At 64.3% G+C, this 25,617-nt stretch carries 28 protein-coding genes and 1 pseudogene; 11 read left to right on the top strand and 18 right to left on the bottom strand.

The features are described 5' to 3' along the window. The first annotated feature begins 7 nt into the window (after positions 1–7). Positions 8–442 (top strand): ribosomal maturation YjgA family protein, encoded by a 435-nt coding sequence (locus tag IVA98_RS21005; RefSeq protein WP_247355492.1) that lies wholly within the window; start codon positions 8–10, stop codon positions 440–442. Here IVA98_RS21005 and IVA98_RS21000 read toward each other — a convergent pair. Further along, positions 439–990 (bottom strand): TetR/AcrR family transcriptional regulator, encoded by a 552-nt coding sequence (locus IVA98_RS21000; protein WP_247355472.1) that lies wholly within the window; start codon positions 988–990, stop codon positions 439–441. The two genes, IVA98_RS21005 and IVA98_RS21000, sit on opposite strands and share 4 nt — an antisense overlap. 116 nt (positions 991–1,106) lie before the next feature. Between IVA98_RS21000 and IVA98_RS20995 the strand changes: the two are divergent. Both IVA98_RS20995 and IVA98_RS20990 read left to right on the top strand, forming a co-directional pair. Next, positions 1,107–1,957 (top strand): annotated as a pseudogene (locus IVA98_RS20995) (SDR family oxidoreductase). Continuing rightward, on the top strand, positions 1,954–2,262 hold the full coding sequence (locus IVA98_RS20990; RefSeq protein ID WP_247355471.1) for a zinc-binding dehydrogenase: 309 nt from the start codon (positions 1,954–1,956) through the stop codon (positions 2,260–2,262). The pseudogene IVA98_RS20995 and the gene IVA98_RS20990 overlap by 4 nt, the downstream one beginning before the upstream one ends. 3 nt (positions 2,263–2,265) lie before the next feature. Here the strand turns inward: IVA98_RS20990 and IVA98_RS20985 are convergent, their stop codons facing one another. The 3 genes from IVA98_RS20985 to IVA98_RS20975 all read right to left on the bottom strand — a co-directional run bounded on the left by IVA98_RS20985 (position 2,266) and on the right by IVA98_RS20975 (position 4,139). Then, positions 2,266–3,432, bottom strand: coding sequence for a winged helix-turn-helix domain-containing protein (locus IVA98_RS20985; protein ID WP_247355470.1), 1,167 nt, complete (start codon positions 3,430–3,432; stop codon positions 2,266–2,268). 104 nt (positions 3,433–3,536) lie between these two features. Next, on the bottom strand, positions 3,537–3,782 hold the full coding sequence (locus IVA98_RS20980; RefSeq protein ID WP_247355469.1) for a hypothetical protein: 246 nt from the start codon (positions 3,780–3,782) through the stop codon (positions 3,537–3,539). A gap of 120 nt (positions 3,783–3,902) precedes the next feature. Then, a complete protein-coding gene (locus tag IVA98_RS20975) occupies positions 3,903–4,139 on the bottom strand; it encodes a hypothetical protein (protein WP_247279553.1) in 237 nt (78 codons plus the stop codon). A 369-nt stretch (positions 4,140–4,508) separates the two neighbouring features. Between IVA98_RS20975 and IVA98_RS20970 the strand changes: the two genes are divergently transcribed. Next, positions 4,509–5,150 (top strand): OmpA family protein, encoded by a 642-nt coding sequence (locus IVA98_RS20970; RefSeq protein WP_247355468.1) that lies wholly within the window; start codon positions 4,509–4,511, stop codon positions 5,148–5,150. A gap of 57 nt (positions 5,151–5,207) precedes the next feature. Here the strand turns inward: IVA98_RS20970 and IVA98_RS20965 are convergent, their stop codons facing one another. Further along, complete coding sequence (locus IVA98_RS20965) at positions 5,208–6,485, bottom strand: phospholipid carrier-dependent glycosyltransferase (RefSeq protein WP_249816985.1); 1,278 nt, start codon at positions 6,483–6,485, stop codon at positions 5,208–5,210. Positions 6,486–6,683: 198 nt separating this feature from the next. On the opposite strand from IVA98_RS20965, the gene IVA98_RS20960 reads away from it, so the two are divergent. Then, a complete protein-coding gene (locus tag IVA98_RS20960) occupies positions 6,684–7,373 on the top strand; it encodes a FecR family protein (protein ID WP_249816984.1) in 690 nt (229 codons plus the stop codon). Between the two features lie 2 nt (positions 7,374–7,375). Further along, a complete protein-coding gene (locus IVA98_RS20955; protein ID WP_247355465.1) occupies positions 7,376–8,503 on the top strand; it encodes a hypothetical protein in 1,128 nt (375 codons plus the stop codon). 120 nt (positions 8,504–8,623) lie between these two features. On the opposite strand, the gene IVA98_RS20950 is transcribed toward IVA98_RS20955, so the two are convergent. From IVA98_RS20950 to IVA98_RS20940, 3 genes are all read right to left on the bottom strand, one after another. After that, entirely contained in the window at positions 8,624–9,112 is a 489-nt protein-coding gene (locus IVA98_RS20950; RefSeq protein ID WP_247355464.1) for a VOC family protein, read from the bottom strand. A 34-nt stretch (positions 9,113–9,146) separates the two neighbouring features. Next, a complete protein-coding gene (locus tag IVA98_RS20945; RefSeq protein ID WP_247355463.1) occupies positions 9,147–9,575 on the bottom strand; it encodes a VOC family protein in 429 nt (142 codons plus the stop codon). A 129-nt stretch (positions 9,576–9,704) separates the two neighbouring features. Beyond that, positions 9,705–10,217: a cupin domain-containing protein gene (locus tag IVA98_RS20940; protein ID WP_247279546.1), complete on the bottom strand. Its 513-nt coding sequence runs from the start codon at positions 10,215–10,217 to the stop codon at positions 9,705–9,707. A 127-nt stretch (positions 10,218–10,344) separates the two neighbouring features. Here IVA98_RS20940 and IVA98_RS20935 point away from each other — a divergent pair, with 127 nt between their 5' ends. Then, entirely contained in the window at positions 10,345–10,563 is a 219-nt protein-coding gene (locus tag IVA98_RS20935; protein WP_247300961.1) for a CsbD family protein, read from the top strand. Between the two features lie 151 nt (positions 10,564–10,714). Here IVA98_RS20935 and IVA98_RS20930 read toward each other — a convergent pair whose 3' ends face one another. The 5 genes from IVA98_RS20930 to ggt form a co-directional block, all read right to left on the bottom strand. Continuing rightward, positions 10,715–11,179 carry an FKBP-type peptidyl-prolyl cis-trans isomerase gene (locus IVA98_RS20930; protein ID WP_247300962.1) on the bottom strand — a complete coding sequence of 155 codons (465 nt, stop codon included), beginning with the start codon at positions 11,177–11,179 and terminating at the stop codon, positions 10,715–10,717. A 59-nt stretch (positions 11,180–11,238) separates the two neighbouring features. Continuing rightward, the gene (locus tag IVA98_RS20925; RefSeq protein ID WP_247355462.1) at positions 11,239–13,530 is read right to left on the bottom strand and encodes a xanthine dehydrogenase family protein molybdopterin-binding subunit; all 2,292 of its coding nucleotides are present in this window, start codon (positions 13,528–13,530) and stop codon (positions 11,239–11,241) included. Positions 13,531–13,532: 2 nt separating this feature from the next. Beyond that, complete coding sequence (locus tag IVA98_RS20920; RefSeq protein WP_256468177.1) at positions 13,533–14,549, bottom strand: FAD binding domain-containing protein; 1,017 nt, start codon at positions 14,547–14,549, stop codon at positions 13,533–13,535. A gap of 4 nt (positions 14,550–14,553) precedes the next feature. Further along, positions 14,554–15,168, bottom strand: coding sequence for a (2Fe-2S)-binding protein (locus tag IVA98_RS20915; RefSeq protein ID WP_247355460.1), 615 nt, complete (start codon positions 15,166–15,168; stop codon positions 14,554–14,556). A gap of 165 nt (positions 15,169–15,333) precedes the next feature. Further along, entirely contained in the window at positions 15,334–16,920 is a 1,587-nt protein-coding gene (gene ggt / locus IVA98_RS20910) for a gamma-glutamyltransferase (RefSeq protein ID WP_247355459.1), read from the bottom strand. Positions 16,921–17,120: 200 nt separating this feature from the next. Between ggt and trhO the strand changes: the two genes are divergently transcribed. Then, positions 17,121–17,873 carry an oxygen-dependent tRNA uridine(34) hydroxylase TrhO gene (trhO, locus tag IVA98_RS20905; RefSeq protein ID WP_247355458.1) on the top strand — a complete coding sequence of 251 codons (753 nt, stop codon included), beginning with the start codon at positions 17,121–17,123 and terminating at the stop codon, positions 17,871–17,873. Beyond that, entirely contained in the window at positions 17,863–18,081 is a 219-nt protein-coding gene (locus IVA98_RS20900) for a SlyX family protein (protein ID WP_247300967.1), read from the top strand. Before trhO ends, IVA98_RS20900 begins: the two co-directional genes overlap by 11 nt. A 9-nt stretch (positions 18,082–18,090) precedes the next feature. On the opposite strand, the gene IVA98_RS20895 is transcribed toward IVA98_RS20900, so the two are convergent. Together IVA98_RS20895 and IVA98_RS20890 are read right to left on the bottom strand one after the other, a co-directional pair. Next, positions 18,091–19,995 (bottom strand): diguanylate cyclase domain-containing protein, encoded by a 1,905-nt coding sequence (locus IVA98_RS20895; RefSeq protein ID WP_247355457.1) that lies wholly within the window; start codon positions 19,993–19,995, stop codon positions 18,091–18,093. 175 nt (positions 19,996–20,170) lie between these two features. Then, entirely contained in the window at positions 20,171–20,386 is a 216-nt protein-coding gene (locus IVA98_RS20890) for a hypothetical protein (RefSeq protein WP_247300969.1), read from the bottom strand. 106 nt (positions 20,387–20,492) lie between these two features. Here IVA98_RS20890 and hemE point away from each other — a divergent pair, with 106 nt between their 5' ends. Continuing rightward, a complete protein-coding gene (hemE, locus tag IVA98_RS20885) occupies positions 20,493–21,527 on the top strand; it encodes a uroporphyrinogen decarboxylase (RefSeq protein WP_247355456.1) in 1,035 nt (344 codons plus the stop codon). A gap of 169 nt (positions 21,528–21,696) precedes the next feature. Here the strand turns inward: hemE and hemC are convergent, their stop codons facing one another. The 3 genes from hemC to IVA98_RS20870 are packed head-to-tail and all read right to left on the bottom strand — an operon-like array spanning position 21,697 to position 24,975. Continuing rightward, on the bottom strand, positions 21,697–22,677 hold the full coding sequence (hemC, locus tag IVA98_RS20880; RefSeq protein WP_247300971.1) for a hydroxymethylbilane synthase: 981 nt from the start codon (positions 22,675–22,677) through the stop codon (positions 21,697–21,699). Between the two features lie 26 nt (positions 22,678–22,703). After that, complete coding sequence (locus IVA98_RS20875; protein ID WP_247300972.1) at positions 22,704–24,329, bottom strand: GMC family oxidoreductase; 1,626 nt, start codon at positions 24,327–24,329, stop codon at positions 22,704–22,706. 55 nt (positions 24,330–24,384) lie between these two features. After that, positions 24,385–24,975, bottom strand: coding sequence for a TetR/AcrR family transcriptional regulator (locus IVA98_RS20870; protein ID WP_247333689.1), 591 nt, complete (start codon positions 24,973–24,975; stop codon positions 24,385–24,387). 180 nt (positions 24,976–25,155) lie between these two features. Here IVA98_RS20870 and IVA98_RS20865 point away from each other — a divergent pair, with 180 nt between their 5' ends. Further along, a complete protein-coding gene (locus tag IVA98_RS20865; protein ID WP_247300974.1) occupies positions 25,156–25,521 on the top strand; it encodes a nuclear transport factor 2 family protein in 366 nt (121 codons plus the stop codon). The last annotated feature ends 96 nt before the right edge of the window (positions 25,522–25,617 follow it).

Genomic DNA, 25,617 nt, shown 5'->3' with positions numbered 1-25,617 from the left:
ACGAGCAATGCACGGAGCGCAGCCGGATAAACGCGTTGCGCTGCTGCGGACATCGCTGATCCGCGCCGGCCTCGCGTTTGCGGTGATCGTCTGCGGGCTGTCGCTGCGCTGGTACGGCCTTCCGCTCGGCCTGCCCGCCTTCGCCGTGAAGTACGGCGGCTCGCTGTTGTGGGCGACGATGGTGTTTCTGTTGGTCGGTCTTTTGCTGCCGCGGCTGACGCGGATGCAGATGGCAGCTATCGCGGTCGTGATCGCGGTCGTCGTGGAATTCTCCCGTCTGGTGCATACCCCTTGGCTTGACGCGTTCCGCCTGACCACCGCGGGCGCGCTGCTGCTCGGGCGCATCTTCTCGTTATGGAATTTGGCGGCTTACGTGATCGGCATTGTGTTCGGCGTCTGGCTGGATCGGCTTGTGGAAACGCGCAGCCTAGGCAAAGACTAGCCAGCCAGCCTCTTCCTGGTGGCGCGGAGAATCTCGTCTGACAATTTGGAATCGCTCACGGCGCGGGCGAGTACAACCGCTCCGACCAGAGAGGCCAGAGTCACGATCGCGTCCCCATCGCGCTTGCGTTGGCCGGCCCCCGCTCCCATGCGGGCGCTGAGCCATCCGATCATGCCCCTCACGCCGGCGGTAAATTGCTCTCGCGCGCCTTGGCTCTGGCGATGCATTTCAGAGCACAGGGCAGCAAAGGGGCAGCCGCTTCCCGGTTCATTCCGGTGCGCCACCGAGAGATATTCGGAAACATAATCGCCGACCGTGGTGGTTTCACGGAGTTCGCGTCCTTTGGAGACGATCGCTTCGGCGACCGCCTCTTCGATAAGCCGCTCCTTGGAGCCAAATTGGCTGTAAAGGCCGCCATGCGTCATGCCGGCGGCTTCGGTCAGCGCGTCGACGCTGACGCCGGAGATCCCGCGCTCCCGGATCAGGCGTGAGGCCGCCGTTAGAATTCGCTCGCGGTTGTCGGCCGCCTTCTCCTTGGACACGCGCATGTCCGAACTCCCGAATCAGAGGTCTTGACAATTATAATTACGATCGTCATCTAATTCAAACATTACGATCGCCATCAAAATCTGGCGGGCGCAGCGCCGATCACCAGGAGAAAGTCATGACCAAGGTAAAGATTGCTCTCGTGACAGGCGCCTCATCGGGCATCGGCGAAGCCACCGCGCAGCGGCTCGCAACAGCCGGTTATAGAGTTTACGGCACCAGCCGACGCGGAGTTCAGGCAGGCAAGCGGCTATTCGAGATGCTGGCCCTCGACGTGACCAGCGACGAATCCGTCACAGCGGCCGTCAGCGAGGTGATCGGGCGCGAGAGTCGCATCGATCTGCTCGTGAACAACGCCGGGTTCGGCGTTGCCCCGCCGGCGCGGAGGAGAGCTCGATCGAGCAGGCCCGCTCGATTTTTGAGACGAACTTCTTTGGGCTGATCCGGGTGACGCGCGCCGTCCTGCCGCAGATGCGCCGTCAGGGCAGCGGCCGCATCATCAACATCAGCTCCGTCCTTGGCTTTCTGCCGATGCCCTATGGAGCGCTCTATGCGGCGACCAAGCACGCCGTGGAAGGCTATTCGGAATCGCTTGACCACGAGCTGCGCACGCGGGGTATCAGGGTCTCCGCCATCGAACCCGCCTACACGAAGACACCGTTCGACGCGAACTTCATCGAGCCGGACGTCAAGCTCGACGAGTATCGCGAAGCACGCGCGGCGGTGAGCAAGCGGGTGAACGAGGTCATGGCAACCGCCGAATCGCCGGATGTGGTCGCCGACGCCGTATTGAAGGCGGCAAACGCGACGCATCCGAAAATTCGATACACAGCCGGCAAGCTCGCGAACCGCCTGCGACTTCTACGCAGGTTTGCGCCCGCCGGCCTGGTCGATGCCGGGATTCGAAAGGACCTCCGACTTGATGCGGCTCAGCCGTCGCGGTCCGCTCGTCTCCCACGAGCTTTTTGACGGCGCGCGCCGCCGCTCCCGGCGCTGCATTCGCCCGTGCCCGAGGCATGAACTTCTTCATGGTGTTCCTATTCGGCCTGCTGAGCCGCAAGATCATTCGCGGCGCTGGAAAACGCGGCGTCGAATATTCATTCCTGTTTGTGCATCCGGACGGGGGGCAGCTCTCGCGGATCTCGGACATTCTCACGGCGGGTCACATTCGGCCGGTGATCGACAAGGTATTTCCGTTCGCGCAGCCAAAGGACGCCCTTGGCTATCTTGCGAAGGGCAGGGCCAAGGGGAAAGTCGTTGTCCAGTTGAGGTGAGGCTCACTCCGCAAGCTGAAACCGCTCGAACCGGTCGAGCTCGTCCTCGATCTTGCGCTTGAGCTCCTTGCGGCCTGCAGTCTTCTTGCCCTCGCCGACCCAGGTCCATTTCTGCATCAAGAGCTTCCTGGCCTGCCGGTCCGTCTTGAGATCAAGCGCGGCGACGATCTCGTCGCCAACCAGCACGGGCAGCGCGAAATAGCCGAGCTTGCGCTTGGCCTTCGGCACATAGGCTTCGAACAGATGGTTGTAGCCGAAGATGAGATTGGTGCGCTTGCGCTGGATGATCAGCGGATCGAACGGCGACAGGATATGGACGAGATCGGGCGACGCCGCCGCGCCGGTGGTCTCGAGCACCGCAGGCACCGCCCAATGCTCCTGCTTGCCCGCGCCTTCGATCGCGACAGGCACGAGCTCGCCGCGGCGCACGCGCGAGGCGATCAGCCCCGCCACCGCCTTCTTGCGCGGCGCATCGAGATGGCAGACCGAATCCAGACTGACCACACCTTGTGAGCGCAGCGCGCGGTCGAGCAGATAGGCCGTGATCTCCTTGGGCGAGGCCGGCTTCGGCAGCTTGTCCCAGCCAAAATGGCGCGTCGTCAGCTCATAGGTCTTGAGCATGCCCTGGCGCTCGCTGACGGTCACAGCGCCGGTATAGAAGGCAAGTTGCAACGCCCGCTTCGACGGCTTGCGGCTCTGCCACAAATGTTCCTTCTCGACGAGCACGTCGTCCTCGATGTCGCGGATCGTGAGCGGACCGGCGCGCAGCAGCCGCATCACCTTGCGCGTGTCGGCCGGCTTCACCGAGTCGAACCATTTGTGGCCTTCGCGCCGGTGCTCGCGCATCGCCGGCAGGAAGAAGCGGAAGTCGCTCGCCGGCACGTAGGACAGCGCATGCGTCCAGTATTCGAACACACTTCGGTCGACGCTCTGGGCATGGCGAAGATCAGCGCGGCGGTAGGACGGGATGCGGCTGAACAGGATGTGGTGGTGGCAGCGCTCGATCACGTTGATGGTGTCGATCTGCACATAGCCGAGATGAGCGACCGCATGCGCGACGGCCTGCGCGCCTTCGCCGAACGGGGTACGCTCGTCCAGCCGCTGGGCATGCAGCCAGATCTGCCGGGCCTGTGTCGTCGAGAGGGGGAGAGGCTTGGGAGCGCGGGACATTGCAGGATGCAATGTAGCGGGATTCGCGCTGAGGCAAACAACACAGGCAAAGAAAACCGCGCTGCCATCTGCTGACAGCGCGATCTGTCAGCGAACTGCTCAAACTATTTCGCGCCCATCTTCTGCGCCTTCATGTAATGCGTGCAGGCGCCGCGCATATTGCCTTTGCTCATCTCGGTGTTGGCCGCAGCCATTTCCTTGGCCATCGCCTGTTTGGCGGGCGAATCGACGGTTCCCATTGCGGTCATCGATTTGCCGATAGCCTCGCCTGTACAGGGTTGCATCTTTGCCGCAGAAGCCGGCGAGGCCGCGAACACCGCGAGCACAGCGGCCGAAAGCAACATCTTCATCGAATGTCTCCTCCGTAGAACAAAACCGGCGTCGTGCCGGCCCAACGCAAGAGCCATTCTTCAGCGACAACTTTTCAGGGAGAAGACATTTTCGTTGCTGCGCCGCAGCGATAGCCCCCCTTAGCGTGCGGCTTTTGGGCGCTCCCCGAGGCTGCCTGTAGCAGTATCCGGCTCGCAGGACGCCTTGCCGCGCCCCTCCGACTGGCAGCGATAGACGCTGCCAGTGAGACGATCGACCAGCCACATGTTATCGTCGGTCGGCGCTTCCAGGCCGACATAGCGGGAGGTCAGCCCCGTGATCAATGTCGACAGCAGGATCGCCACCGCGATCATCGCCGCGCCGATATAGATTGGCATTGAGCTCAGGGACACTGTCCGATCCGGCGGGCCGCTGCGATAGAATTGGTAGTCACGCTGGTAGTCACTTGGCCTCGGCACTGGACGGAACTCGCCTCCCTCGCGGACGAATTGTTGAAGGATCAAAGCCTGCTAGGCGCGCATCTGGACGAATTCTTGTTCGTGGGCGGGCCTTGGGGCGACGCCTTTGCGACGATCGGCGAACGCGGATGTCCGGAATGGCCGGAGAGCTGGTTCGGAGCAAGCCGGAACGAACACGGTGACCTCCGGTCGTGACTTCGAATGTGACAAGGATCACATCAGGGCCTTTGAACCTTCCCTATGCTCACAGCATCAAATCGCCATCAGGCATACAGCGAGGATACGACAATGACCCGTTTCGATAAATTTTTTGGATTGAAGGCGATTACTCTCTCGGCGGCCCTGTCGATGACGGCAAACCTTGCGCTGGCCGGCGACAACAACGTCTCCGCGGGCCAGATCCTGGATGCACTGAAGCCGAAGCCGGTGACCCGCGGCCTGTCCGTTGGGCCGCAGGCCGATCCCACCGCGCAGGCCAAGGAATCGACGTTCCTCAACACCGTGCGCAACCGCTCGACCCGGTCGCTCTCGACCGGCGAGCGCGAGCAGATCGCTGAGCTCGCGGCCGCCAAGCCGAAGATCGATCTGGAGATCCAGTTCGACTACAACTCGGCCGAGATCGCCAAGACCTCGGTGGCATCGGTGCAGGCGCTCGGCAAAGCGCTGTCCGATCCGGCGCTCAAGGGTTCGACCTTCGTCGTCGCGGGCCACACCGACGCGACCGGTGGCGAGGAGTACAATCAAGGGCTCTCCGAGCGGCGCGCCGACACCATCAAGAAGTACCTAGTGCAGAACTATGGTCTGAACGGCGCTGATCTCGTCACCGTCGGCTACGGCGAGACCAAGCTGAAGGATGCCGCCAACGGCGCCGCCCCGGTCAACCGCCGCGTCCAGGTCGTGAACATGGACACCAAGACCGCGTCGAAATGATCTCCTAGTTACGCGTGACGAAACGCGCCGCCTGCTGTAACCCGGCAGGCGGCGATGTCATATCCAGCTCTGGAACAGCATCAATCGGCCGAAGGTTCGCATTGAGCTGCCGAAGGCCGCTGAGATCGGCAGCAGGACTGCAAAGCCGGCGGCGGCGATGCCGACATAGGCCCACAGCAGCCAGCGCGGCAATCCGTCCCGGCGCAGAACATAGACCAGCGCAAGCGACGCCGCGGTCGCAGCCGGCAGGTAGTAGTAAATGAAGCCCAGCGTGCGAGGCAGCAGCGCCCAGGCGAGCCAGGGGCCGAAATAGAACGCCGCGATCAGGAATGCATCCCAGCGCCGCGCCACGATGAAGTCGCGGAGCACGACCGCGAGCGCGAGCAGCGCCGGCCACAACACCAGCGGATTGCCGAGGAAGACGATCGGGGCGACGCTGTCCTCCGCCGTCTTGTCGAACAGGAACCAGACCGGGCGGGCGAGCAACGGCCAGGATGGCCACGCGCTCATATAGGTGTGGCCGGCGATGGCCGTCGTGGTGTTGTCAGCGAAGATTCGCCGCTGCGCCTCGACCAAATCCGGCAACGACAATCCGTACAGCGGAACGAAAGCGGCAAGATACGTCAACGCCGGCAGGAGGGCGAAGCAGAGCGCGGCATGCTGTACCCGAAAACCGGGCCAGAGATCGGGCCGATACCAGTCGCTCGGCTTGGCGTCGGCGAACAGCGTGTGCCAGCCCTGCATCAGGCGAATCACCGTAAGGACCATAATGCAGACGGCCAGTGGAAACAGGCCGCTCCATTTGCAGGCCGCAGCACAGCCGAACAGGCCGCCCGCGAGTGCGAACAGCGCATGCGGCCGCTCTCTTCGAAAACCATGCATGAAGGCGGCGGTCGCGAGCAGGCCGAAGCCGAGCGCAAAGATGTCGAGCATGGCGATGCGCGCCTGCACGTAGAGCATCTGGTTGCTGCCAGTGATCAGCGCGGCTGCGATCGCCGGCCCTTGCGCAGAGAACAGCGCGAGGCCGCACAGATAGATCGCGACCACCGCGAGCGCGCCGAACAAGGTCGCCGGATAGCGCCAGCCAAACGCGTTGTCGCCGAAGGCTGCGATCGATGCTGCGATCAGCTCCTTCCCCAGCGGCGGGTGCATCGGATTGAGCATCGGCTGCGACATCGCAGGCGTCAGCATCTGCCGCGCCGCCGGCACATAATGCACCTCGTCGAAGACGAACTTCTCCGGGGTCGAAAGACCGATCAGCAGCGCCAGATGAGTAACCAGGAAAATCGCGACAGCAATCACTGCGCTCCGCGACACCTTTGGAACCGCGGACAATTCGAGCGTCGGCTGTGGAGATGTTTTGCGTGGCAAATTGGCGTCACCGCGGACAAAAAGAGATCGCAGTTTTCATTGAACTCATTCTGCCGCAACTGTCACTAAGCATAACGCACGTCCACGCCGCTTGTGATAATTCCGCCACATCGCAAGCGCGCGCGATCCGGTACGATCAGGGACACGTCGATCGGTTGCGAAATGAATTTGCGTTTCTGGCTTTTCCCCTCTCTGTTGTCGGCCGCATTGTGCCCTGGCGCGCAGACGCGCGTCGGCGAGGCCGTCGTGATCCAGAACGAAGTGGTGCGCGTGGCCGCGAGCACGACGCCGATCAGTGTCGGCGACAGCATGCTGCGCGACGAGACCGTGCGCACCGGCGCTGACAGCGCGGCGCGCTTCGTCATGGCCGACAGCACCAATCTGTCACTAGGCCCGAGCGCGACGCTGAAGCTCGACCGCACCGTCTTCAACGACGAGCACAGCTATCGCGACGTCGCGATCCGCATGACCACCGGCGCATTCCGCTTCGTCACCGGACATTCCGACAAGACCGCCTACAAGATCACGACCCCGCTCGCAACCATCGGCGTACGCGGCACCACGCTCGACATCCTGTCGCAGCGTGGCCGATCCGTCGTCGTGCTTCAGGACGGCGCGGCCAGCGTCTGCACGAAGAGCTCCCAGTGCGTGCAGCTCACCCAGCCCGGCGACACCGCCATCATCACCTCCACCGGCGGCAAGGCGGGCATCACCAAGTCCAACACCCCGCCCTGGACGTTTGCCGCCAACTGCGCCGCAAATGCCGGGCTTTGCGCGGTCAACCAATATGCCGCCGCCTCGCCGACCATCACACCTGCCGTCCAAGACGACGGCATACTGTGCGGGCGGTGATAATGGCGAAACTCCGCTTCAAGCGCTTCGTCCGCGCCGGCGCGCTGGCCACCTTGGCTGCGCTTGCGTTTGCGCTGGATATTCGACCGGCTGTAGCCCAGGCGACGTGCGGATCCGAATGCAGTGAGCCGACGCCTTACCCGACCTATTCACCGTCCCCAACGCCCTCCCCCTCGCCGAGCCCGGATCCTGCGCCCGCTCCGAGCCCATCTCCGTCTCCGGGCCCGACACCGACCGGGGCGGATTCCAGCGGCAATTCGATTCGCGGCCTCGCCAATCAGCGCTTCAACCAGATGATCACCAACCGTGTGCTCGGCACGGTGCTGCTCGGCGTCAACGAGCAGGTCAATTGCAGCGATTGCATCAGCGCGTTCGGCTCGGCCGGCTCGTTCTCCGCCGGCATCCACGGCCGCAAGGAGCTGACCAACAATCTGTCGCTGCTCGCCGGCATCGCCTACACGCACTACAACGAGGGCGGCTATAAGGTCACGAGCGCACCGATCGGTGCTTTCGCGCTACGTTATGACTTCACCGACTGGGGCTCGTCGCGCCCGTTCTTCGACGTCGGCACGATCCTGACGCCCTGGGAGAAGGCGCGCTACACGCGCAGCTACGACACCAGCCTCGGGCCTGTGAGCGTGACCAGCTCGACCAAGGCCTCGAACTACGCCGTCTATGGCCGCGCCGGCTGGATGAGCCGTCTGTCGCCGCGCGACGAGGTCGCGGCCTCCGTCGAGGTCTGGCAGCTCTGGCAGCGGGTATCGGGCTACACCGACGGCGCAGTTGCTTTCAATCCGTTCGACGCCGCGATTGCGACCGGCACCGACCGCACCAGCCTGGTGAAGATCGGCGGCCAGTGGACGCATCTCTACGGCAGCAACATTGAGGCCAACATCAACGGCGGCTGGGTCCAGTCCTTTGCGAGCCACGGCGGCATCGTGGCGACCGTGACCGGCAACGGCGTGGTGGTCCCGACCATGGGCAACCAGGGTTGGTTCGAATATGGCGGCCGCCTCGGCTTGCGCGTGCAAAAGGGCTGGATCGTGGATCTGTTCGCCAACGGCACGCTGGGCCCGCAGCCGGTCGGCAACACCATCCACGGCGGCGTGGGGCTTAGGATTAATTATTGAGGCACAGTCTCGTACGGTGGGCGAAGCGAAGTGCGCCCACCGCTTTTCTCTCATCTTCGAGAACGCTGGTGGGCACGGCGCGAATGCGCCTTTGCTCACCCTAGGGCATCCGTCCAGCTCTCACGCCGCCGACTTGCCCTCGAACGCTCGACGCAGAACGTCGACATCGAGCTTGACCATCTTCATCATGGCCTGCATCGCGCGCGCGGCCGCCGCCTTGTCGGCGCTCGACAAGAATTCGAACATCGCCTTCGGCACCACCTGCCAAGCCACGCCCCAGCGATCCCTGACCCAGCCGCACCGCTCTTCCTTGCCCCCATGCGCCAGGAACGCGCTCCAGACGCTGTCGACCTGGGCCTGGTCATCGCAATCGATCATCAGCGACAGCGCGTGGGTGTACTCCATTTTCATTCCGCCATTCAGCGCGACCAAGCGCTGTCCGCCGAGCGTGAACTCGACGACGAGCACCGAACCCTGCTTGCCGGAGGGGCCATCGGAGACGTTGCGCTGGACGTGCACGATCTTGGAATCGGGCAGCATGGAGACGTAGAAATTGGCGGCTTCTTCAGCGTCGCCGTTGAACCACAGGCAGGGCGTGACTTTCGACATTTGAATGCTCCTGTTCGATCTTGGCGGGCTTGGATCAGGCCGTCGCCATGTCGGGCTGCAAGGGGGCCGCGGCGAGATCCATCCAGTTCACGCCCCACATATGGCCATCCGGATCCTCGAAACTGCGGCCGTACATGAAGCTGTATTCGTCCTTCGGACCGGGATCGGCCACCCCGCCCGCAGCCTCAGCCTTGCCGACGATATCGTCGACGTCGCTGCGGCTCTCCGCGGATAAGCAGAACAGGACCTGGTTCGAGGTCCTGGCATCCGCGATCGGCTTCGGCGTGAACTGACGGAATTTGTCGTGGGTCAGCAGCATGGCGAAAATGGTCTCGGAAAAGACCATGCAGCTCGCTGTCTCATCGCAGAATTGGGGGTTCTTGACCGCGCCGATCGCCTCGTAGAAGGCAGTGGCGCGCCTGAGGTCGGTCACCGGCAGATTGACGAAAATCATCTTGGGCATCGGAAGCTCCTTGGCGGGGTTCTGCCCAAGGACGGGCCAGCCGGCGGCCATCCGACATGGCTTCCGAATATTTTTTGACCTTCTCCTGCTAAGTTCCGTCGCTCCGAACCTCGCTCCTCCTCGGGCGCCTTACTTTTTCTCGTTGGGATCGCGGTGAACGGGGTCGATCCACAGCACGGTTTCGGGCTTCTCGACCGGCTCGATATCGAGATTGATCGCGACCGCCTCGCCGTCGCTGCGCACCAGCACGCATTCCAGCACCTCGTCGGGACTGGCGTTGATCTCCTGATGCGGGACGTAAGGCGGGACGAAAATGAAATCGCCAGGGCCTGCCTCCGCAGTGAATTGCAGACGCTCGCCCCAGCGCATCCGGGCCTTGCCCTTCACCACATAGATGACGCTTTCGAGATGGCCGTGGTGATGCGCGCCGGTCTTGGCGTCGGGTTTGATGCTCACCGTGCCCGCCCACAATTTCTGGGCGCCGACCCGCGCGAAATTGATCGCGGCCGCGCGGTCCATACCTGCCGTCGATGGCACATTCGTATCGAGCTGGTTGCCCGGGATGACGCGTACGCCGTCATGTTTCCAGCGATCCTCGTGATCCTGTGCATGGTGCGAATGCGTGTGGTCATGGCCGGTCATGGGACTGCTTTCTGTTGGTTCCTTACGCGGCAAACTAACCCAAAGCCACGCCCGCGAGCCACAGCAAATTCGGAACCCTCGTAGTCATGAGACGTTGTCGTCGCGAGCAAACCCGAAGGAGAGTTTCATGGGTAGCACGACTGACAAGATCAAGGGCAATGCCAACGAGGCGATCGGCAAGACCAAGCAAGGCATCGGCGAAGCCACTGGCTCCGATCGCATGAAGGGCGAAGGCGCAGTCCAGGAAGTGAAGGGCAAGGGCCAGCAGGCGATGGGCGATGCCAAGGACGCCGCGAAGGAGGCAATGGATCGTGCCGCCGCTGCCGCAAAGCGCGCCGCGGAGTAGCGCGCGCATCGCAAGAAGCGAAAAGGCCGGCCGGAAGGCCGGTCTTTTTGTTTGTCTTGTTCAGCCATCCGGGCGATCCGCAGCATCGAACCCGAGATCTCGAGATTCCGGGTCTGCTCCTTCGGACCATCCCGGAATGACGGCTGCGCCGTCACTTTACCGCGAGCAATTCCACGTCGAACATCAACGTCGCGTTCGGCGGGATCACGCCGCCGGCACCGCGGGCGCCGTAGCCGAGTTGCGGCGGGATGATCAGCGTTCGCTTGCCGCCGACTTTCATCGAAGCGACGCCCTCGTCCCAGCCGGCGATGACGCGGCCCTTCCCGATCGGGAATTCGAACGGCTCGTTGCGGTCGACGGACGAGTCGAATTTCTTGCCCTTCTGGCCGTTCTCGTAGAGCCAGCCGGTATAGTGCATCACGCAGATCTGGCCCGCCTTGGGCGAAGCGCCAGTGCCGGCGACGCTGTCGATGATCTGCAAGCCTGAAGCTGTGGTCATGGTCTTTCCTGCGGTCTGGGCCGAGGCCGTGGTGGAAACGAAATGCGACGCGCTGGCAATCACGGTGATCGCGAGTGCCGACATCAGGGCGAGGAGCGCGCGTTGGAAACGCTGCATGAGGCACCTTCCGTTTGAGGCGGGAGGTGTCTAGCGCAACGCGGGTGGGGTTTCCACCCCTACACCTCGATATTTTCCAGCCGGACCGGGAGCTTGCGGATGCGCTGGCCGGTGGCGTGATAGATCGCGTTGCAGATCGCCGCATTGGTGCCGACATTGGCGAGCTCACCGAGACCCTTCGCGCCTGCCGGGTTGATGTGATCGTCCTGCTCGGAGAGCAGGATGACCTCGACGCCGGGCACGTCCGCATTCACGGGCACGAGGTAGTCGGCGAAGTTGTCGTTGACGTAGCGCGCGTTGCGCTCGTCGATCTCGGTGGCCTCCAGCAGCGCCGACGACATGCCCCAGATCAGCCCGCCCATCAGCTGGCTGCGCGCGGTGCGCGGATTCATGATGCGGCCTGCCGCGAACGCGCCAACAAGACGGGGACAGCGGATCTCATGCGTGAAACGGTTGACGCGGACCTCGACGAACTCCGCACCGAAGGCATAGGCGATCTGGTCTTTCATGGCGTGACCGCCGACGAGCCGCACCTGCCCGCTGTGCATGGCGCGGAAGGAATCCAGCGGCGCGCCATCCGGCTTCCACTCGCCATACTCCTCGACGACGCCGACACCGAGCGCGTCGAAGGCCTTCTCGACGTCGAGCGGGCGGTCACCTTTCGCTGCCTGTGTAGCCGGTGCCTGGCCGATGCCCACGGTCTCCTTGGCCTTGTCCGTCAGGCTCTGGCTCGGCATCGCCGCCTTGAACAGGCGCTGGCGGATCTGATCGCACACCATCATCACCACGGAGCAAGTGCTGGCCGTCGAATTCGAACCCCCGGCAACAGGCGCCGGCGGCAGATCGCTGTCGCCGATGAAGACCGCAACCTTCTCGAGCGGCACGCCGAGCCGCTCGGCGGCGGTCTGGGCGATGACGGTGTAGGCGCCGGTCCCGATCTCGTGGCCGGCGATCTCGACGCGGGTGCGGCCGTCGCGCTGGAGGCGCACGCGCGCGGCCGCCGGGCCCATCTGGGTCGGGTAGCAGGTGGCGGCACAGCCATAGCCGATCAGCCAGTCGCCATCCGACATCGATTTCGGCTGAGGCGAGCGTTGCGCCCAGCCGAACGCCTTGGCGGCCTCGTCGAAACAGGCCATCAGCGAGCGCGACGTGTAGGGCTTGCCGCCAATCGGCTCAACGGTGGTATCATTGATACGGCGGAGCTCGACCGGATCCATGTTCAATTTCGCCGCAAGCTCGTCCATCGCGCTCTCCAGCGCAAAGAGATACGGCACCTCCGGTGGAGAACGCATGAAGCCGGGCGTGTTGCGGTCCGCGCGCACGATCGAGACGAGGCTGTCGACATTCGGACAGGCATAAAGCCGCGTCGTGGTCTTGGTGCCGCCGACGCAATAGGCGTCGGGGCGCGAAGAGACTTCGGAGCCCTCATGTTTTAAGGCCACCAGCTTGCCATCACGGCTCGCCCCCAGCTTGATCTCGTGGCGGGTCTCGGCGCGATAGGTGGTGATGGTAAAGCCCTGGTCGCGGGTCGGGACCAGCTTGATCGGCCGGCTCAGGCGCTTCGCAATGGCGGCGATGATGGCGGTGCGCGGCGTCATCGAGCCGCGCGAGCCGAAGCCGCCGCCGACATAGGGATTAACCACGCGGACCTTGTCGGCATCGATGCCGAGCTGTTCGGCGACGCCATATTTCAGGCCGTAGACGAATTGGCTCGGCTCGTAGATGACGAGTTCGTCGCCCATCCAGGCGCAGCTCGTCGAGAACAGCTCCATCGGATTGTGGTGCTGTGTCGGGGTGTTGTAGGACGCGGTCAGCTTGACCTCGGCCTCCTCGAACGCCTTTGCGAAGTTGCCGACCTTCGGGTCTTCCTTGAATTGGGCATTCTGTCCCTTCGCGGCCGCAATGGTCGTTCCTGGCGAGTCGAAGGTCGCGCTCGGCGCGGCGGCTGTGTAGCTGACCTTGACGCGGTTGGCCGCCTCGCGCGCCGCCTCGTAGCTTTCGGCGATGACCACCGCGATGATCTGGCCATCATGGGCAATGTCGGCCGATTTCAGCGGCTGGATCGTCGTGCCCGCATAGCCGCCATTGCTGAAGAGCTTCGACTCCTTCAGCTTCGGCCCATTCTCGTGCGTGACGATGTCGATCACGCCGCGGACACGCTTGGCTTCATCGAGGTCGAAGTGATCGATTCGCCCCTTGGCGATGGCGCTGGTGACGAGAAACGCATAGGCGGGATCGGCGAGCGGCATGTCCGACGCATAGGTGGCGCGTCCCGTCACCTTCACGACGGCGTCATAGCGCGGCACGGGCTGGCCCATGTTCGTCTTCGGCTCGGGAGCAGCAGCAGTCATGATCAGATCTCCATCGTTACGGCCTGCTGGAGCGCGCGTGCCACCACGCGCTTGCCGAGCGCGATCTTGAAGCTATTGTGCCGCCGTCCCCTGGCGTCTGCGAATGCGGCATCGGCGACGCGTTGTGCTAAGGCTTCGTCGAATTTTCGTCCCTTGAGCAGCGCCTCCGCTTCGCGCGCTCGCCAGGGCACGGTTGCGACACCGCCGAGCGCGACGCGCGCATCCTTGATCGTGCCGTCCTGCACGTCGAGCGCGACCGCAGCCGAAGACAGCGCGAACTCGTAGGATTGGCGATCGCGCGCCTTCAGATACACCGATCGCGGCCAGCGTCCGGACACCGCAAAAGCCGAGATCAGCTCGCCGGGCTGAAGCGTCGTTTCGATGTCTGGCGTGCTGCCTGGCGCCTTGTGAAGCTGGGCGAACGGCATGCTGCGCGTACCGGCCTTGCCCGTGATCTCGACCACGGCGTCGAGCGCGATCAGCGCCTGGGCGAAATCGCCAGGATAGGTCGCGATGCACTGGTCGGAGATTCCGAGCACGGCATGCATGCGGTTGACGCCGTCCATCGCGGCGCAACCGGAGCCGGGATGGCGCTTGTTGCAATTCTCGTAGGAGACATCGCGGAAATAGCTGCAACGCGTCCGCTGCATCACGTTGCCGCCGAGCGTCGCCATGTTGCGCAGCTGGGCGCTGGCGGCGAGCTTCAGCGAATTGGCAATTACCGGGTAGTTGCGCTGGATGCCGTCATGCGCGGCGACATCGGACATCTTTGCGAGCGCGCCGAGCCGCAAATTGTCGCCCGTTGGCTCGATCGCCGACCAGCCGTGCGCGAGCGGATTGATATCGACGATCGCGGCCGGCCGCATCACATCCAGCTTCATCAGGTCGATCAGCGTGGTGCCGCCGGCGAGCGGCTGCGCAGCGGCCTGGGTCAGCGGATTGTTCGCGGCCGCGGCGGCGCTGAGTGCCTGCACGGCCATGTCAGGGTCTGTTGCCCTCTGATACGAAAACGGTCGCATGCGCCTAGCCTTTCATGATCTCGGGCGCGGCCTGCTTCACGGCGGCGACGATATTGGGATAAGCGGCACAGCGACAAATATTGCCGCTCATATATTCGCGGATATCGGCCTCACTGTTTGCATGGCCCTCCTTGACGCAGGCCACAGCGGACATGATCTGGCCGGGCGTGCAATAGCCGCACTGGAATGCGTCGTTGTCGATGAAGGCCTGCTGCATCGGATGCAGACGGTCGTCGGTGGCAAGCCCTTCGATCGTCGTGATCTCCTGTCCCTCGGCGGCGAGCGCAAGCGTCAGGCACGACAGCACGCGCCGATCGTCGATCAGCACCGTGCAGGCACCGCACTGGCCGTGATCGCAGCCCTTCTTGCTGCCGGTGAGCTTGAGCTGTTCGCGCAGCGTGTCGAGCACCGTGGTGCGCGGATCGATCCTCAGGCGCTTGTCCTTGCCGTTGACGTGGAGGGTGACCTCGAGAGGAAGCGCCGGATCTTGTGCGACTGACGCGCTTGTATCCCCCGCGGCTGCGCGCGCCGTGATCGGAACAAGCGCACTGCCGGCAGCGCCCACCATAAAGGCGCGCCGATCGAATGCGGATGCTTTGGAACTTGATTTATCGGACATGGACGGCCTCCACTGCTTCGAACCAAGCAGCACACGCCTGCACCGCTCATCGCCCCTTAACCTGAAGCCATGAGCTCCGTTCCGAACGAGAAAGGGCGACGCAGCAAATGCCGCGCCGCCCTTCGTCAACTTTTCCTGATCTTGCGGGGGAACCGCGCGGGCGCCTCAATAGCCCAGCGCGCAACCGTCCTTGCGTGGATCGGAACCGCCGGTGAGCGTGCCCTTGTCCCAATCGATCCAGATCGCCTGGGCGCCGCCGAGCGGACCAACCACGCTGGTGGTCTTGTGGCCGAGCTTCTTCAGGCCTTCGACGATCGCGGCTGGCACGCTGTCCTCGAGCTGATATTGGCCCTCGTAGTGCAGGCCGCGCGGCATGTCGATCGCCTCCTGCACGTCACAGCCATAGTCGAGGATGTTGGTCAGCACATGGGTCTGGCCGACCGGCTGATATTGTCCGCCCATCACCGCGAACGGCATCACGGAGCGGCCGCCCTTGGTGAGCAGGCTCGGCATGATCGTGTGCAGCGGCCGTTTGCCGCCCGCGATGCAGTTGGGATGGCCCGGCTGGATGCGGAAACCGCCGGCGCGGTTCTGGAACAAGACGCCGGTCTTGTTCGAGACGATCGCCGAGCCGAAGGAATGCGCGATCGAGTTGATGAACGAGCAGACGTTGCGGTCCTTGTCCACCACCGTGATGTAGATGGTCGAGGGATTCATCGGCGGTGCGACGTTGGGCAGGTCGAGCATGCCGTCCATGCGGATCTTGGCGATGTGCTCGTCGCAGAATTCCTTGGCGAGGATCTTGGCGATTTCGATCTGCATGTGGTCGGGATCGGCGACATGCAGCTCGCGATGCATGTAGGCGATGCGCGCGGCTTCGGCCTCGAGATGGAAACGTTCGATGCTGAGCGGTGCATATTTCTTCAGGTCAAACCGCGACAGGATGTTGAGCATCAACAGCATGGTGAGGCCGGGTCCGTTCGGCGGGCACTGCCAGACGTCATAGCCCTTGTACATGGTGCCGATCGGCGTGGTCACTTCCGTCGTATGCGCGGCGAAATCGTGGAGCGTGTGCAGGCCGCCGATGCCCCTGAGGGTCTCGACCATGTCTTCCGCGATCGGACCCTTATAGAAGGCGTCGCGACCGTCCTTGGCGATCGCGCGCAGCGTCTTGCCGAGCTCCGGCTGGCGGATGAGGTCGCCGGCCACCGGCGGCTTTCCGCCCGGCAACAGGTAACGCACGGTGTTGGTGCCACCCTTCAGCTTCTCGAATTGGTTCTTCCAGTCGAAGGCGATGCGCGGCGCGACGACATAGCCTTCTTCAGCCGCCTTGATCGCCGGCTGGAGCAGCCGGTCGAAGCCGAACTTGCCGTGATCGCGCAACACGGTGGCAAAGGCGTCGACCACGCCCGGAATCGACACCGCATGCGCCGAGGTCAGCGGCACGGAATTGATCTTGCGCTCGAGATACCAGTCGGCGTTCGCCGCTTTCGGCGCGCGGCCGGAGCCGTTATAGGCGATGATCTTGCCCTCGCCCCGCGGCTGGATCAGCGCAAAGCAGTCGCCGCCGATGCCGGTCGATTGTGGCTCGATCACGCCAAGCACGGCCGAGCCGGCGACCGCAGCGTCCACCGCCGTGCCGCCCTCACGCAGCACCTCGATCGCGGCGAGCGAGGCCAGCGGATGCGAGGTCGCCACCATCGCGTTGGTGGCGTGGACCGTGGACCTGCCGGGGAAATGGAAGTTTCTCATGCGAATTCTTGCTTTCTTGGACGTCCGGCGCGACGGCGCGCCATCTCGGAAAAACCCGGCCTACATGGCATATTCCGGCCCGCCGGAGCAATGCTGGCATACCAATGAAATGGCTGCCATCCGCTGGGCGTATATGCACGGTTCGCGGCTTCAGCCATAGCGGGTTTTCCGGGCGGCCGTCGCCTGCTAAACGAGCCGCCATGACTTACAAGGTCGCCGCCTTCTACCAATTCGCCGCCCTCCCGGATCACCGGGAGCTGCGCGAGCCGTTGCGTGCATTCTGTGCTGGCCTGGCCCTGAAGGGCAGCGTGCTGCTGGCCCATGAGGGGATCAACGGCACCGTCGCGGGCCCGCCGGAGGCGATCGACGCTTTCGCTCACGAGCTCGCGCACGGCGACATGTTCGGCGGCAGGCTGGACAATCTCGAGCTCAAATTCTCGACCGCGGCGGCGATGCCGTTCCGCCGGCTCAAGGTGCGGCTGAAAAAGGAGATCGTCACGCTCGGCGATGCGGCCGCCGATCCGATCAAGAAGGTCGGCACTTATGTCGACGCCGCCGAATGGAATGCGTTGATCGCGGCACCCGACACGCTGCTGCTCGACACCCGCAACGCCTTCGAGGTGGCGATGGGCACGTTCGAGGGCGCGGTCGATCCCGGCATCAAGAGCTTTGGCCAGTTCAAGGACTTTGCTGCCGATCAGCTCGATCCGGCCAAGCACCGCAGAATCGCGATGTTCTGCACCGGCGGCATTCGCTGCGAGAAGGCCAGCGCGCATCTGCTCGCGCGCGGCTTTGCCGAGGTCTATCACCTCAAGGGCGGCATCCTGAGATATCTGGAAGAGGTGCCGGAGACGCAGAGCCGCTGGCGCGGCGAGTGCTTCGTGTTCGACGAGCGCGTCGCGCTCGGCCACGCTTTGCGCGAACTCGACAAGGGGCATGGCCGTGACGAATGAGATCAAGACGCTGAGCGAGCGCATCGACACATTGGAGATGCGCCTCAGCTATCAGGACGATACTATCGAAACGCTGAACCAGACGATCACCGCACAGTGGAAGCAGATCGATGCGCTGACGCGGCAGATCGCGCAGCTCAGTGAACGGCTCCAGGATGCCGAGGCGAATGCGCCGGGGCCTGCCAACGAGCGCCCGCCGCATTATTGAAACGATGAGCTACTGACCGGACGCCTTGAGCATTAGGCTGGCCACCTCGCCCGACATCATCAACCGGTTGCGCCCGGCTTCTTTCGCGCCGTAGAGCGCCTGATCGGCCGCCTCGACGAGCGAGGCCACGCCCGCCGTGCGCTCCAGCACCGGCCGGCAGGCTGCGCCTCCGAGCGAAGCGGTAACGCCACCGGTGGCACGGTTGCTGGTGTGGACGAGGCCCGCCTCGCGGATCGCCCGTCGAATCCGGTCGCCGATCCGGGCGCAGCCCTCGGCATCGGTGTTCGGCAGCAGGATGGCGAACTCCTCGCCGCCATAGCGCGCCGCCAGATCGCCGGGACGCTGCATCTCGGCCGCGATGACCTGCGCCACCCGGCGGAGGCAGGCGTCGCCGGCGGGATGGCCGTATTCGTCGTTGTAGGCCTTGAAGTGGTCGACGTCGACCATCAGAAAGGCGAGACTGGAGCGGTCGCGATAGGCGCGCGCCCACTCGTCCTTCAGGCGTTCGTCGAAGCGGCGGCGGTTGGCAAGGCCGGTGAGGCTGTCCTCGATCGCGAGCGTCTCGAGCCTGGTCTCCAGCTTCTTGTGTTCGGTGATGTCGCGCGAGATCGCCACCACGCCGTCGATGTTGCCGTTGGCCTTGCGGGTCACCCGCATGGCCGATTCGAGCCAGACTTCGCCGTTCTCCCGGTGCGAGTTGCGATAGACGAGGCGTGCCTCCTCCTTCTCGCCACGCTTCATGGCGTCGACGATCGCCTGAACCTGCGGCCGATCCTCCGGATTGACGCCCGCGAGCGCGGGCGTGCCGATCAGTTGATTGGCGCGCCAGCCGACGAGGCGCACCGACGAGGGCGAGACATAGCGCAGCCGCTCGTCGAGCCCGATGCGGGTCACCATGTCGCTAGAGCCTTCCGCGAGCAGGCGGAAGTGAGCCTCCTTCTCGATCAGGGCCGCGGCCATGCGCTGGCCCCGTTGCAGCAGCCGCACCAGCACGGCACCGATGATCGCGATCAGCATCACCAGTGCGACCACGTAGAGCATGCGGGAGATTGCGGCCGCGCGCCAGGGCGCCAGCAGTTCGTCCTTGTCGACGGTGGCGAGCAGGACCAGCGGGTAACGGCTGCTGCGCTTGAAGAAGCTGACGCGCTGGGCGCCGTCCAGCGGCGACTTGAAGTGATAGGCGCCGCCCGGCCGCTGCAGGCTGGCGTCGCGGAACAGCGGTGTGTCGCCGACGTTGCGGCCCACGAATTTGTCGTTACTCGGGTTGCGCGCAACAATCAGGCCGTCGCCATGCGTCAGCGCTACCGAACTGTTGCGGCCGATCTCGAACTGCTCGTAGAAATGTGAAAGATACTTCGAGCTGATGGTCGCGAGCACCACGCCGCCGAAGCTGTCGTCCGGCTTGTTGAAGCGACGCGACAGAGTGACGACCCATTCGCCGTCCAGCAGGCTCTTCACGGGATGGCCGACGTGGGCCTCTCGTTTCGCAGAGAGCTGATGATGACGGAAGAACGCGTCGTCGCTGAAGGTCGAGCCGATCGTGCCGGGCAAGGTCAGCCAATTGCCCTGATCACCGATAATGGCGAGGCTGTGAATGCGCTCGACGGCCCTCTTGCGCGCTTCCAGCAGGGTTCGCAGCTTCGCGATCGTGGCTGGGCCGGCGCCGTCCATCTCCAGCCGGCTGACGACGCCGACGACGCCGGAATCCAGCAGATCGAGGCTGTCCTCTGCATGCTGTGTCAGCGAACGGGCCACGTTCGCCATTTCGGTCTCGGCACCCTTGAGCACCGCATCGCGCGCGGTCCATTCGCGCCAACCGCTGACCCCGAGAATGGTCACGCAGGTCAGCACGACGAACGCCGCCGCGCGCAGCGGCAGACGGCTCCATCCGGCTCTTTGGGTGGCAGCACTCATGCGGCAGAGAATTCTCCGATCTTTTCGGAAACTCTGCCGTTTCTGTTATTGAACTCTGAAATTACTGCGGCAATGCGCGGCGATATGCCCGGTTTCCCGTAGTCGTACGGACGCAAGCATCAGCGCATCGCTAACAGAACATTACCGCGCCTATCGGGAACGGCTCCCCCGCCCGCTAGCTGAAGATGGCCTTAACTTTCTCCCAGAGCGTGGGGTGCTCGGCATCCGCATCCGCCTTCGAGGGTGTCGGTTGCGCGGCGCTGACGGGATCGGAGGCCGGGAACGTATCCTTCAGACCGCCGTCGAGCTTGGCATTGCGATCGGCGGCGAGCGCCTCGCGCAGATCATCGGCATGCTTGTCATGCGGCGCAGGGTTGAATCTCTCAGCCATGATCTCCTCCATTGGCTGGTCAACGCGGCCCGATTGCGCTGGTTCCCCTGTTCCGCTGGGGGCCGCGGCGGTGTATCAGGAGCCATAACTCTCGTCAGGACCATTCGTGCCCCAGTCTGCGTCAAAGCCCTTCATCGACGTGCTCTCCGGCCAGCGCCAAGCCATCCCGCCCATGTGGATGATGCGGCAGGCTGGCCGCTACTTGCCGGAATATCGCGAGGTGCGCGCCAAGGCGGGCGGCTTCCTCGATCTCTGCTTCAATCCGGAGCTTGCCGCGGAGGTGACGCTGCAACCGATCCGGCGATTCGGCTTCGATGCCGCGATCATCTTCTCGGACATCCTCGTGATCCCCTATGCGCTCGGCCGCTCCGTGCGTTTCGAGGTCGGCGAAGGCCCGCGGCTCGAACCGCTGGATGACCCGGCGAAGGTTGCGACGCTGGCCGCGCGCGCCGACTTCTCCAAGCTCGCACCCGTGTTTGAGGCGCTGCGGATCGTGCGCGGCGCGCTCGCTCCCGAGGCCGCGCTGATCGGCTTCTGCGGCGCACCGTGGACGGTAGCGACCTACATGGTCGCCGGCCAGGGCACGCCCGACCAGGCACCGGCGCGCATGATGGCCTACCGGCATCCGGGGGCGTTTGCAGAGATCATCGACGTGCTGGTCGACAACTCGGTCGAATATCTGCTGGCGCAGCTCGCCGCCGGCGCCGACGCCTTGCAGATCTTCGACACCTGGGCGGGCGTGCTGCCCCCGGCAGAGTTCGCGCGCTGGTCGATCGAACCGACGCTGCGCATCGTCGAAGGCGTGCGCGCGAAGGTACCGGATGCGAAGATCATCGGCTTCCCGCGCGGTGCCGGCGCGCAGCTGCCGGCCTATGTCGAGGCAACCGGCGTCAACGCGGTCAGCATTGACTGGACCGCGGAGCCGGGCTTCATCCGCGAGCGCGTGCAGAGCAAGGTCGCCGTGCAGGGCAATCTCGACCCGCTGGTGCTGATCACTGGGGGTACCGCGCTCGACCGCGCCGTCGACGACGTACTGGCGAATTTTGCGCAAGGGCGGCTGATCTTCAATCTCGGGCACGGCATCCAGCCGGAAACGCCGATCGCCCATGTCGAGCAGATGCTGAAGCGCGTGCGGGGCTGATTTATTTCGCAGGTGGGGCGCGGCAAAACAAAAAGCGCGAAAACAACCCCATGCACAGTAGACAAGTCATTGAAAAATCTAAGCCGGCATGACTCACCCGGCGCGTTTGACACGTCGGGCAAAACAGGTGCACGATGACATCATCGCCGATTATGATCTCACAGGCAGGCTAGTGCGGCCGGCTGCGCTCGATGATCTCGGCGGCACCCTTGGCCAGCAGATCCAGACCCACCGCACGACCGAGTTCGCGCGGGCGGTTGGCGGGGCCTGAACGCGAGGCCTCGATGATGGTGTTGCCGGAGAGGTCGAGCACGGAGGCCGTCAGCGACATCCGATCGCCGGCGATGGTCGAAAAGCTCGCCACCGGCGAATTGCAGTGGCCGTTGAGCACCCATAGCACTTCGCGCTCCGCGTTGGCGCAGGCGTGCGCGGCGGGATCGTCGATCGATGCAAGGATTTGCCGCGTCTGCCAATCCTGCGCCGCGCATTCAACGGCGACGATGCCCTGGCCTGCGGCGGGCAGCATCTCCGCCGGCGTGAATTCGTAGGCGATGCGATGGGAAAGGCCGACGCGATCAAGGCCGGAGCGCGCCATGATCAGCGCATCCGCGGGACCCACCTCGCCACCATCGGGCAGACGCTGCTTCGTCTTGTTGTCGAGCTTGCGCACACGCGTGTCGGCCGCACCGCGAAAATGAATGATCTCTGCCTCCGGAAAGAGCCGACGCGCATAGGCTGCGCGCCGTACGGCATTGGTCCCGATCTTGAAGCCTCGGCCGCGCGTTTGCCGAAACGTCTCCAGCGTCGCGCCATAACGCAGCACCAGCGCGTCACTGGGCGGATCGCGCGAGAGCGTGGCGCCGATCACGAGGCCGGGCGTGTCCTCGTTGCCCGGCATGTCCTTCAGCGAGTGCATCGCCGCCTGCAATTCGCCCGAGAGCACGGCGGCGCGGATCTGCGCCACGAAGGCGCCGCCCTTGCCGCCGTGGGGCAGGAGCTTGCTGGTCTGGTCGAGATCGCCCGTCGTGTCGAATTTGACGATCTCGACGTCGAGATCGGGCACGGCGGCGGTCAGGCAGCGCACAATCTCTTCCGTCTGTGCCAGCGCCATCGCGCTCTTGCGGGTGCCGATCTTGAATCGCGTAGCCAAGTCTTTGTCCTCTCGAAGCGCGCGGGTTAGCGCGCATCCTCCAATATCATGTCGGAGGCCTTTTCGGCGATCATGATGATGGGCGCGTTGGTGTTCCCCGACACCAGGTCCGGCATGACCGAGCCGTCGACGACGCGGAGGGCATCAAGCCCCCTCACCTTCAGCCGTTGGTCGACCACCGCGAGCGCGTCGTTGCCCATACGACAGGTCGAGGTCGGATGGTAGATGGTGCTGCCGCGCTCGCGGCAGAAATCGAGCAGCTCGGCATCCGTGGATATTTTCGTGCCGGGATCGACCTCGCCAGCGACGAACGGCTTCAGCGCCGCTGCGCTCAGGATCTTGCGCAGGATCTTCAGGGCTTCGACGTTGGTGGTGCGATCGGTCTCGGTCGACATGTAGTTGATGCGGATCTCCGGCGGCACGGTCGGGTCGGCACTTTTGATGCGCAGGGTCCCGCGGCTTTCGGGCCGGAGCTGGCATACGGAGGCGGTGAAGCCGGAGAAATCGTGCAGCTTCTCGCCCATCTTGTCGGTCGAGAACGGCAGGAAGTGCACCTGGATGTCGGGCGAAGCGAGCCGCGGGCTGGTCTTGAAGAACGCGCCCGCTGTGCCCGCCGCGATCGTCAGCCAGCCCTTGCGGAACAGCGCGTAACGTGCGCCCGCCATCGTGCGGCGCAGCGGATGATTGATGGTGTCGTTGAGCGTGATCTTCTGCGAGCAACGCATCACGATGCGGACCTGCATGTGGTCCTGAAGATCGTGGCCGACACCCGGCGCCTCCAGCACGACGTCGATACCATGCGTGCGGAGGAGATCGGCCGGGCCGACGCCGGAGAGCTGAAGCAGTTGCGGCGAGTTGTAGGCCCCGCTCGACAGCACGATTTCCTTGCGGGCCCGCGCGCGGCGCAAGGCCGCGCCTTGCCGGTATTCGACTCCGACCGCCCGCCGCCCTTCGAACAGGACGCGCCGAGCGTGTGCGGAGGTCTCGATCTTGAGATTGCTGCGCGACTTGGCGGGGCCGAGATAGGCCACCGCCGTCGAAGCGCGGCGGCCATTGCGCGTCGTGGTCTGGAATAGGCCGACGCCTTCCTGCGTGGCGCCATTGAAATCCGGATTGTAGGGCAGACCGGTCTCGACCGCGGCGTCGATGAACGCCTTCGACAGCGGATCGGTCACGATCATGTCGGACACCGGCAGCGGGCCGCCGCTGCCGTGATATTGGTCGGCACCGCGCGTCTGGTTCTCGGCCTTCTTGAAGTAGGGCAGCACGTCGTCATAACCCCAGCCGGTGTTGCCGAGCTGGCGCCAGCGGTCGTAGTCCTCGTGCTGACCGCGGACATAGAGCAGGCCGTTGATCGAGCTGGAGCCGCCCAGCGTCTTGCCGCGCGGCTGGAAGACCTGGCGCCCCTTCAGCTCGGGCTCCGGCTCGGTCTGGTACATCCAGTTGACGGTCTTTTCCTTGAACAGCTTGCCGTAGCCGAGCGGCACGTGGATCCAGATGTTGGAATCCTTCGGGCCAGCTTCGAGCAGCAGCACGCTGTGCTTGCCATTCGCCGAGAGCCGGTTGGCGAGCACGCAGCCGGCCGAGCCGGCACCGACGATGATGTAGTCGAATTCGGGATCGGACGGCGCGTGGGAGGAATTTGCGTTCATGCGCTACTGTTCTTTTTGTTGGTGTTGGCGTTTCCAGCTTCGTCACTTAGCACAATCATGCATGCAGGCGCAGCGCCTCGACCAGCGACCTGAACGCACGGGCATATTCCGCCCCCGCCCTTGCGATATCAGCGCGCCCGGCACAGGCGACCGCGGCCTCCGTGACTGCGCCGAGCAGCAGCCGCGCCAGCGGCTCGACCGGCTGTCGCGCGATCAGGCCGGCCTCCATCGCGGCCGCAAGGGTGCGCGGCAGCTTGCCACCGAAATGCTTGGCGTCGATCTCGCGCCAACGTTCCCAGCCGAGCACGGCTGGCCCGTCGCGCAGGATGATCTGGCCGGTGGGGCCCTTTGCCGTCGCCGCAAAGTAATGCTGGGTACCGGCAACCATAGCGGCGAGCACGTCCTTCTCGGCGCGCGCGGCGCTGTCGATCTCGACAACGAGGTCGCGCGAGACCTGGTCGAACACGGCTTCGAACACCGCCTCCTTGGTCTTGAAGTGATGATAAACCGCGCCCTTGGCGACGCGGGCGGCCTCCGCGATCTCGTCCATGGTGGTGGCGGCGAAGCCTTGTGTCCCGAACAGACGGCGCGCCGCCGTCAGGATCGCTTCAATGGTCGCCGCCCGCCGCTCCGCCTGCTTTGCCATGTGTCTCGTCTGGGTTCAGAATACCTCTCCCTTCGGAACTTCGGGAGAGGTGAGTTCTCGGCTCGCACCGGTTCAACTCACTCTCGCTTTAGTCGAGTTCGGCACAGGCGGCCAGTTGACTTTTCGACCACCGGTCGGTATTTACCGACTATCAGTCGGTTTTACTCGTGAGGTGTGCCATTGCCGAGTCGTGACATTGTCGAAGCGTTTGCGCAGCGGCTGGAAGCAGGAGACTTCATCGGCGCCATTGAACAGTTCTGCGCGCCTGATGCCGTCACCTACGAGAACAGCGCTGCTCCGACGGTTGGGCGCGATAAGCTCATCGCCAAGGAGCGCGGCGTGCTGGCCGCTTCGAAGGAGGTCAAGGCCGTGCGCATTGGGCCGAGCCTGATCGAGGGCGACCATGTCGCGACCCGCTGGTGCTTCAGCTTCACCAACGCCGAAGGGATCACCCGGACGCTCGACGAGGTCGCGTGGCAGACCTGGCGGGGCGATCAGGTGATCGAGGAGAGGTTCTATTACGATCCGAAGCAGTTGGGGCGATGATTCCGGACAGCGGTGTCATCGCCCGGCTTGACTGGACGATCCGGTACGCCGAGACGCCAATAGTCAATTGATAGGCCGCGGCGTATTGATGCCCCG

It is taken from the genome of Bradyrhizobium sp. 160 (assembly GCF_023073735.1).
Classification (GTDB): domain Bacteria; phylum Pseudomonadota; class Alphaproteobacteria; order Rhizobiales; family Xanthobacteraceae; genus Bradyrhizobium.
Note: the sequence above shows the minus strand (reverse complement) of the source record. Positions and strands in the feature narration are given on the sequence as shown.

Excerpts from the sequence above, each read along its gene's own strand:
- IVA98_RS20870 (WP_247333689.1), bottom strand. The coding sequence starts at position 24,975 with ATGGCAAAGCAGGCGGAGCGGCGGGCGGCGACCATTGAAGCGATCCTG.
- IVA98_RS20895 (WP_247355457.1), bottom strand. The coding sequence starts at position 19,995 with ATGAGTGCTGCCACCCAAAGAGCCGGATGGAGCCGTCTGCCGCTGCGC.
- IVA98_RS20925 (WP_247355462.1), bottom strand. The coding sequence starts at position 13,530 with ATGACTGCTGCTGCTCCCGAGCCGAAGACGAACATGGGCCAGCCCGTG.
- ggt (WP_247355459.1), bottom strand. The coding sequence starts at position 16,920 with ATGAGAAACTTCCATTTCCCCGGCAGGTCCACGGTCCACGCCACCAAC.
- IVA98_RS20940 (WP_247279546.1), bottom strand. The coding sequence starts at position 10,217 with ATGACCGGCCATGACCACACGCATTCGCACCATGCACAGGATCACGAG.
- IVA98_RS20930 (WP_247300962.1), bottom strand. The coding sequence starts at position 11,179 with ATGCAGCGTTTCCAACGCGCGCTCCTCGCCCTGATGTCGGCACTCGCG.
- IVA98_RS21000 (WP_247355472.1), bottom strand. The coding sequence starts at position 990 with ATGCGCGTGTCCAAGGAGAAGGCGGCCGACAACCGCGAGCGAATTCTA.
- IVA98_RS21005 (WP_247355492.1), top strand. The coding sequence starts at position 8 with ATGCACGGAGCGCAGCCGGATAAACGCGTTGCGCTGCTGCGGACATCG.
- IVA98_RS20970 (WP_247355468.1), top strand. The coding sequence starts at position 4,509 with ATGACCCGTTTCGATAAATTTTTTGGATTGAAGGCGATTACTCTCTCG.
- IVA98_RS20955 (WP_247355465.1), top strand. The coding sequence starts at position 7,376 with ATGGCGAAACTCCGCTTCAAGCGCTTCGTCCGCGCCGGCGCGCTGGCC.
- IVA98_RS20890 (WP_247300969.1), bottom strand. The coding sequence starts at position 20,386 with ATGGCTGAGAGATTCAACCCTGCGCCGCATGACAAGCATGCCGATGAT.
- IVA98_RS20945 (WP_247355463.1), bottom strand. The coding sequence starts at position 9,575 with ATGCCCAAGATGATTTTCGTCAATCTGCCGGTGACCGACCTCAGGCGC.
- IVA98_RS20960 (WP_249816984.1), top strand. The coding sequence starts at position 6,684 with ATGAATTTGCGTTTCTGGCTTTTCCCCTCTCTGTTGTCGGCCGCATTG.
- IVA98_RS20985 (WP_247355470.1), bottom strand. The coding sequence starts at position 3,432 with ATGTCCCGCGCTCCCAAGCCTCTCCCCCTCTCGACGACACAGGCCCGG.
- IVA98_RS20950 (WP_247355464.1), bottom strand. The coding sequence starts at position 9,112 with ATGTCGAAAGTCACGCCCTGCCTGTGGTTCAACGGCGACGCTGAAGAA.
- IVA98_RS20875 (WP_247300972.1), bottom strand. The coding sequence starts at position 24,329 with ATGAACGCAAATTCCTCCCACGCGCCGTCCGATCCCGAATTCGACTAC.
- IVA98_RS20975 (WP_247279553.1), bottom strand. The coding sequence starts at position 4,139 with ATGCCAATCTATATCGGCGCGGCGATGATCGCGGTGGCGATCCTGCTG.
- IVA98_RS20920 (WP_256468177.1), bottom strand. The coding sequence starts at position 14,549 with ATGCGACCGTTTTCGTATCAGAGGGCAACAGACCCTGACATGGCCGTG.
- IVA98_RS20915 (WP_247355460.1), bottom strand. The coding sequence starts at position 15,168 with ATGTCCGATAAATCAAGTTCCAAAGCATCCGCATTCGATCGGCGCGCC.
- IVA98_RS20980 (WP_247355469.1), bottom strand. The coding sequence starts at position 3,782 with ATGAAGATGTTGCTTTCGGCCGCTGTGCTCGCGGTGTTCGCGGCCTCG.
- IVA98_RS20935 (WP_247300961.1), top strand. The coding sequence starts at position 10,345 with ATGGGTAGCACGACTGACAAGATCAAGGGCAATGCCAACGAGGCGATC.
- trhO (WP_247355458.1), top strand. The coding sequence starts at position 17,121 with ATGACTTACAAGGTCGCCGCCTTCTACCAATTCGCCGCCCTCCCGGAT.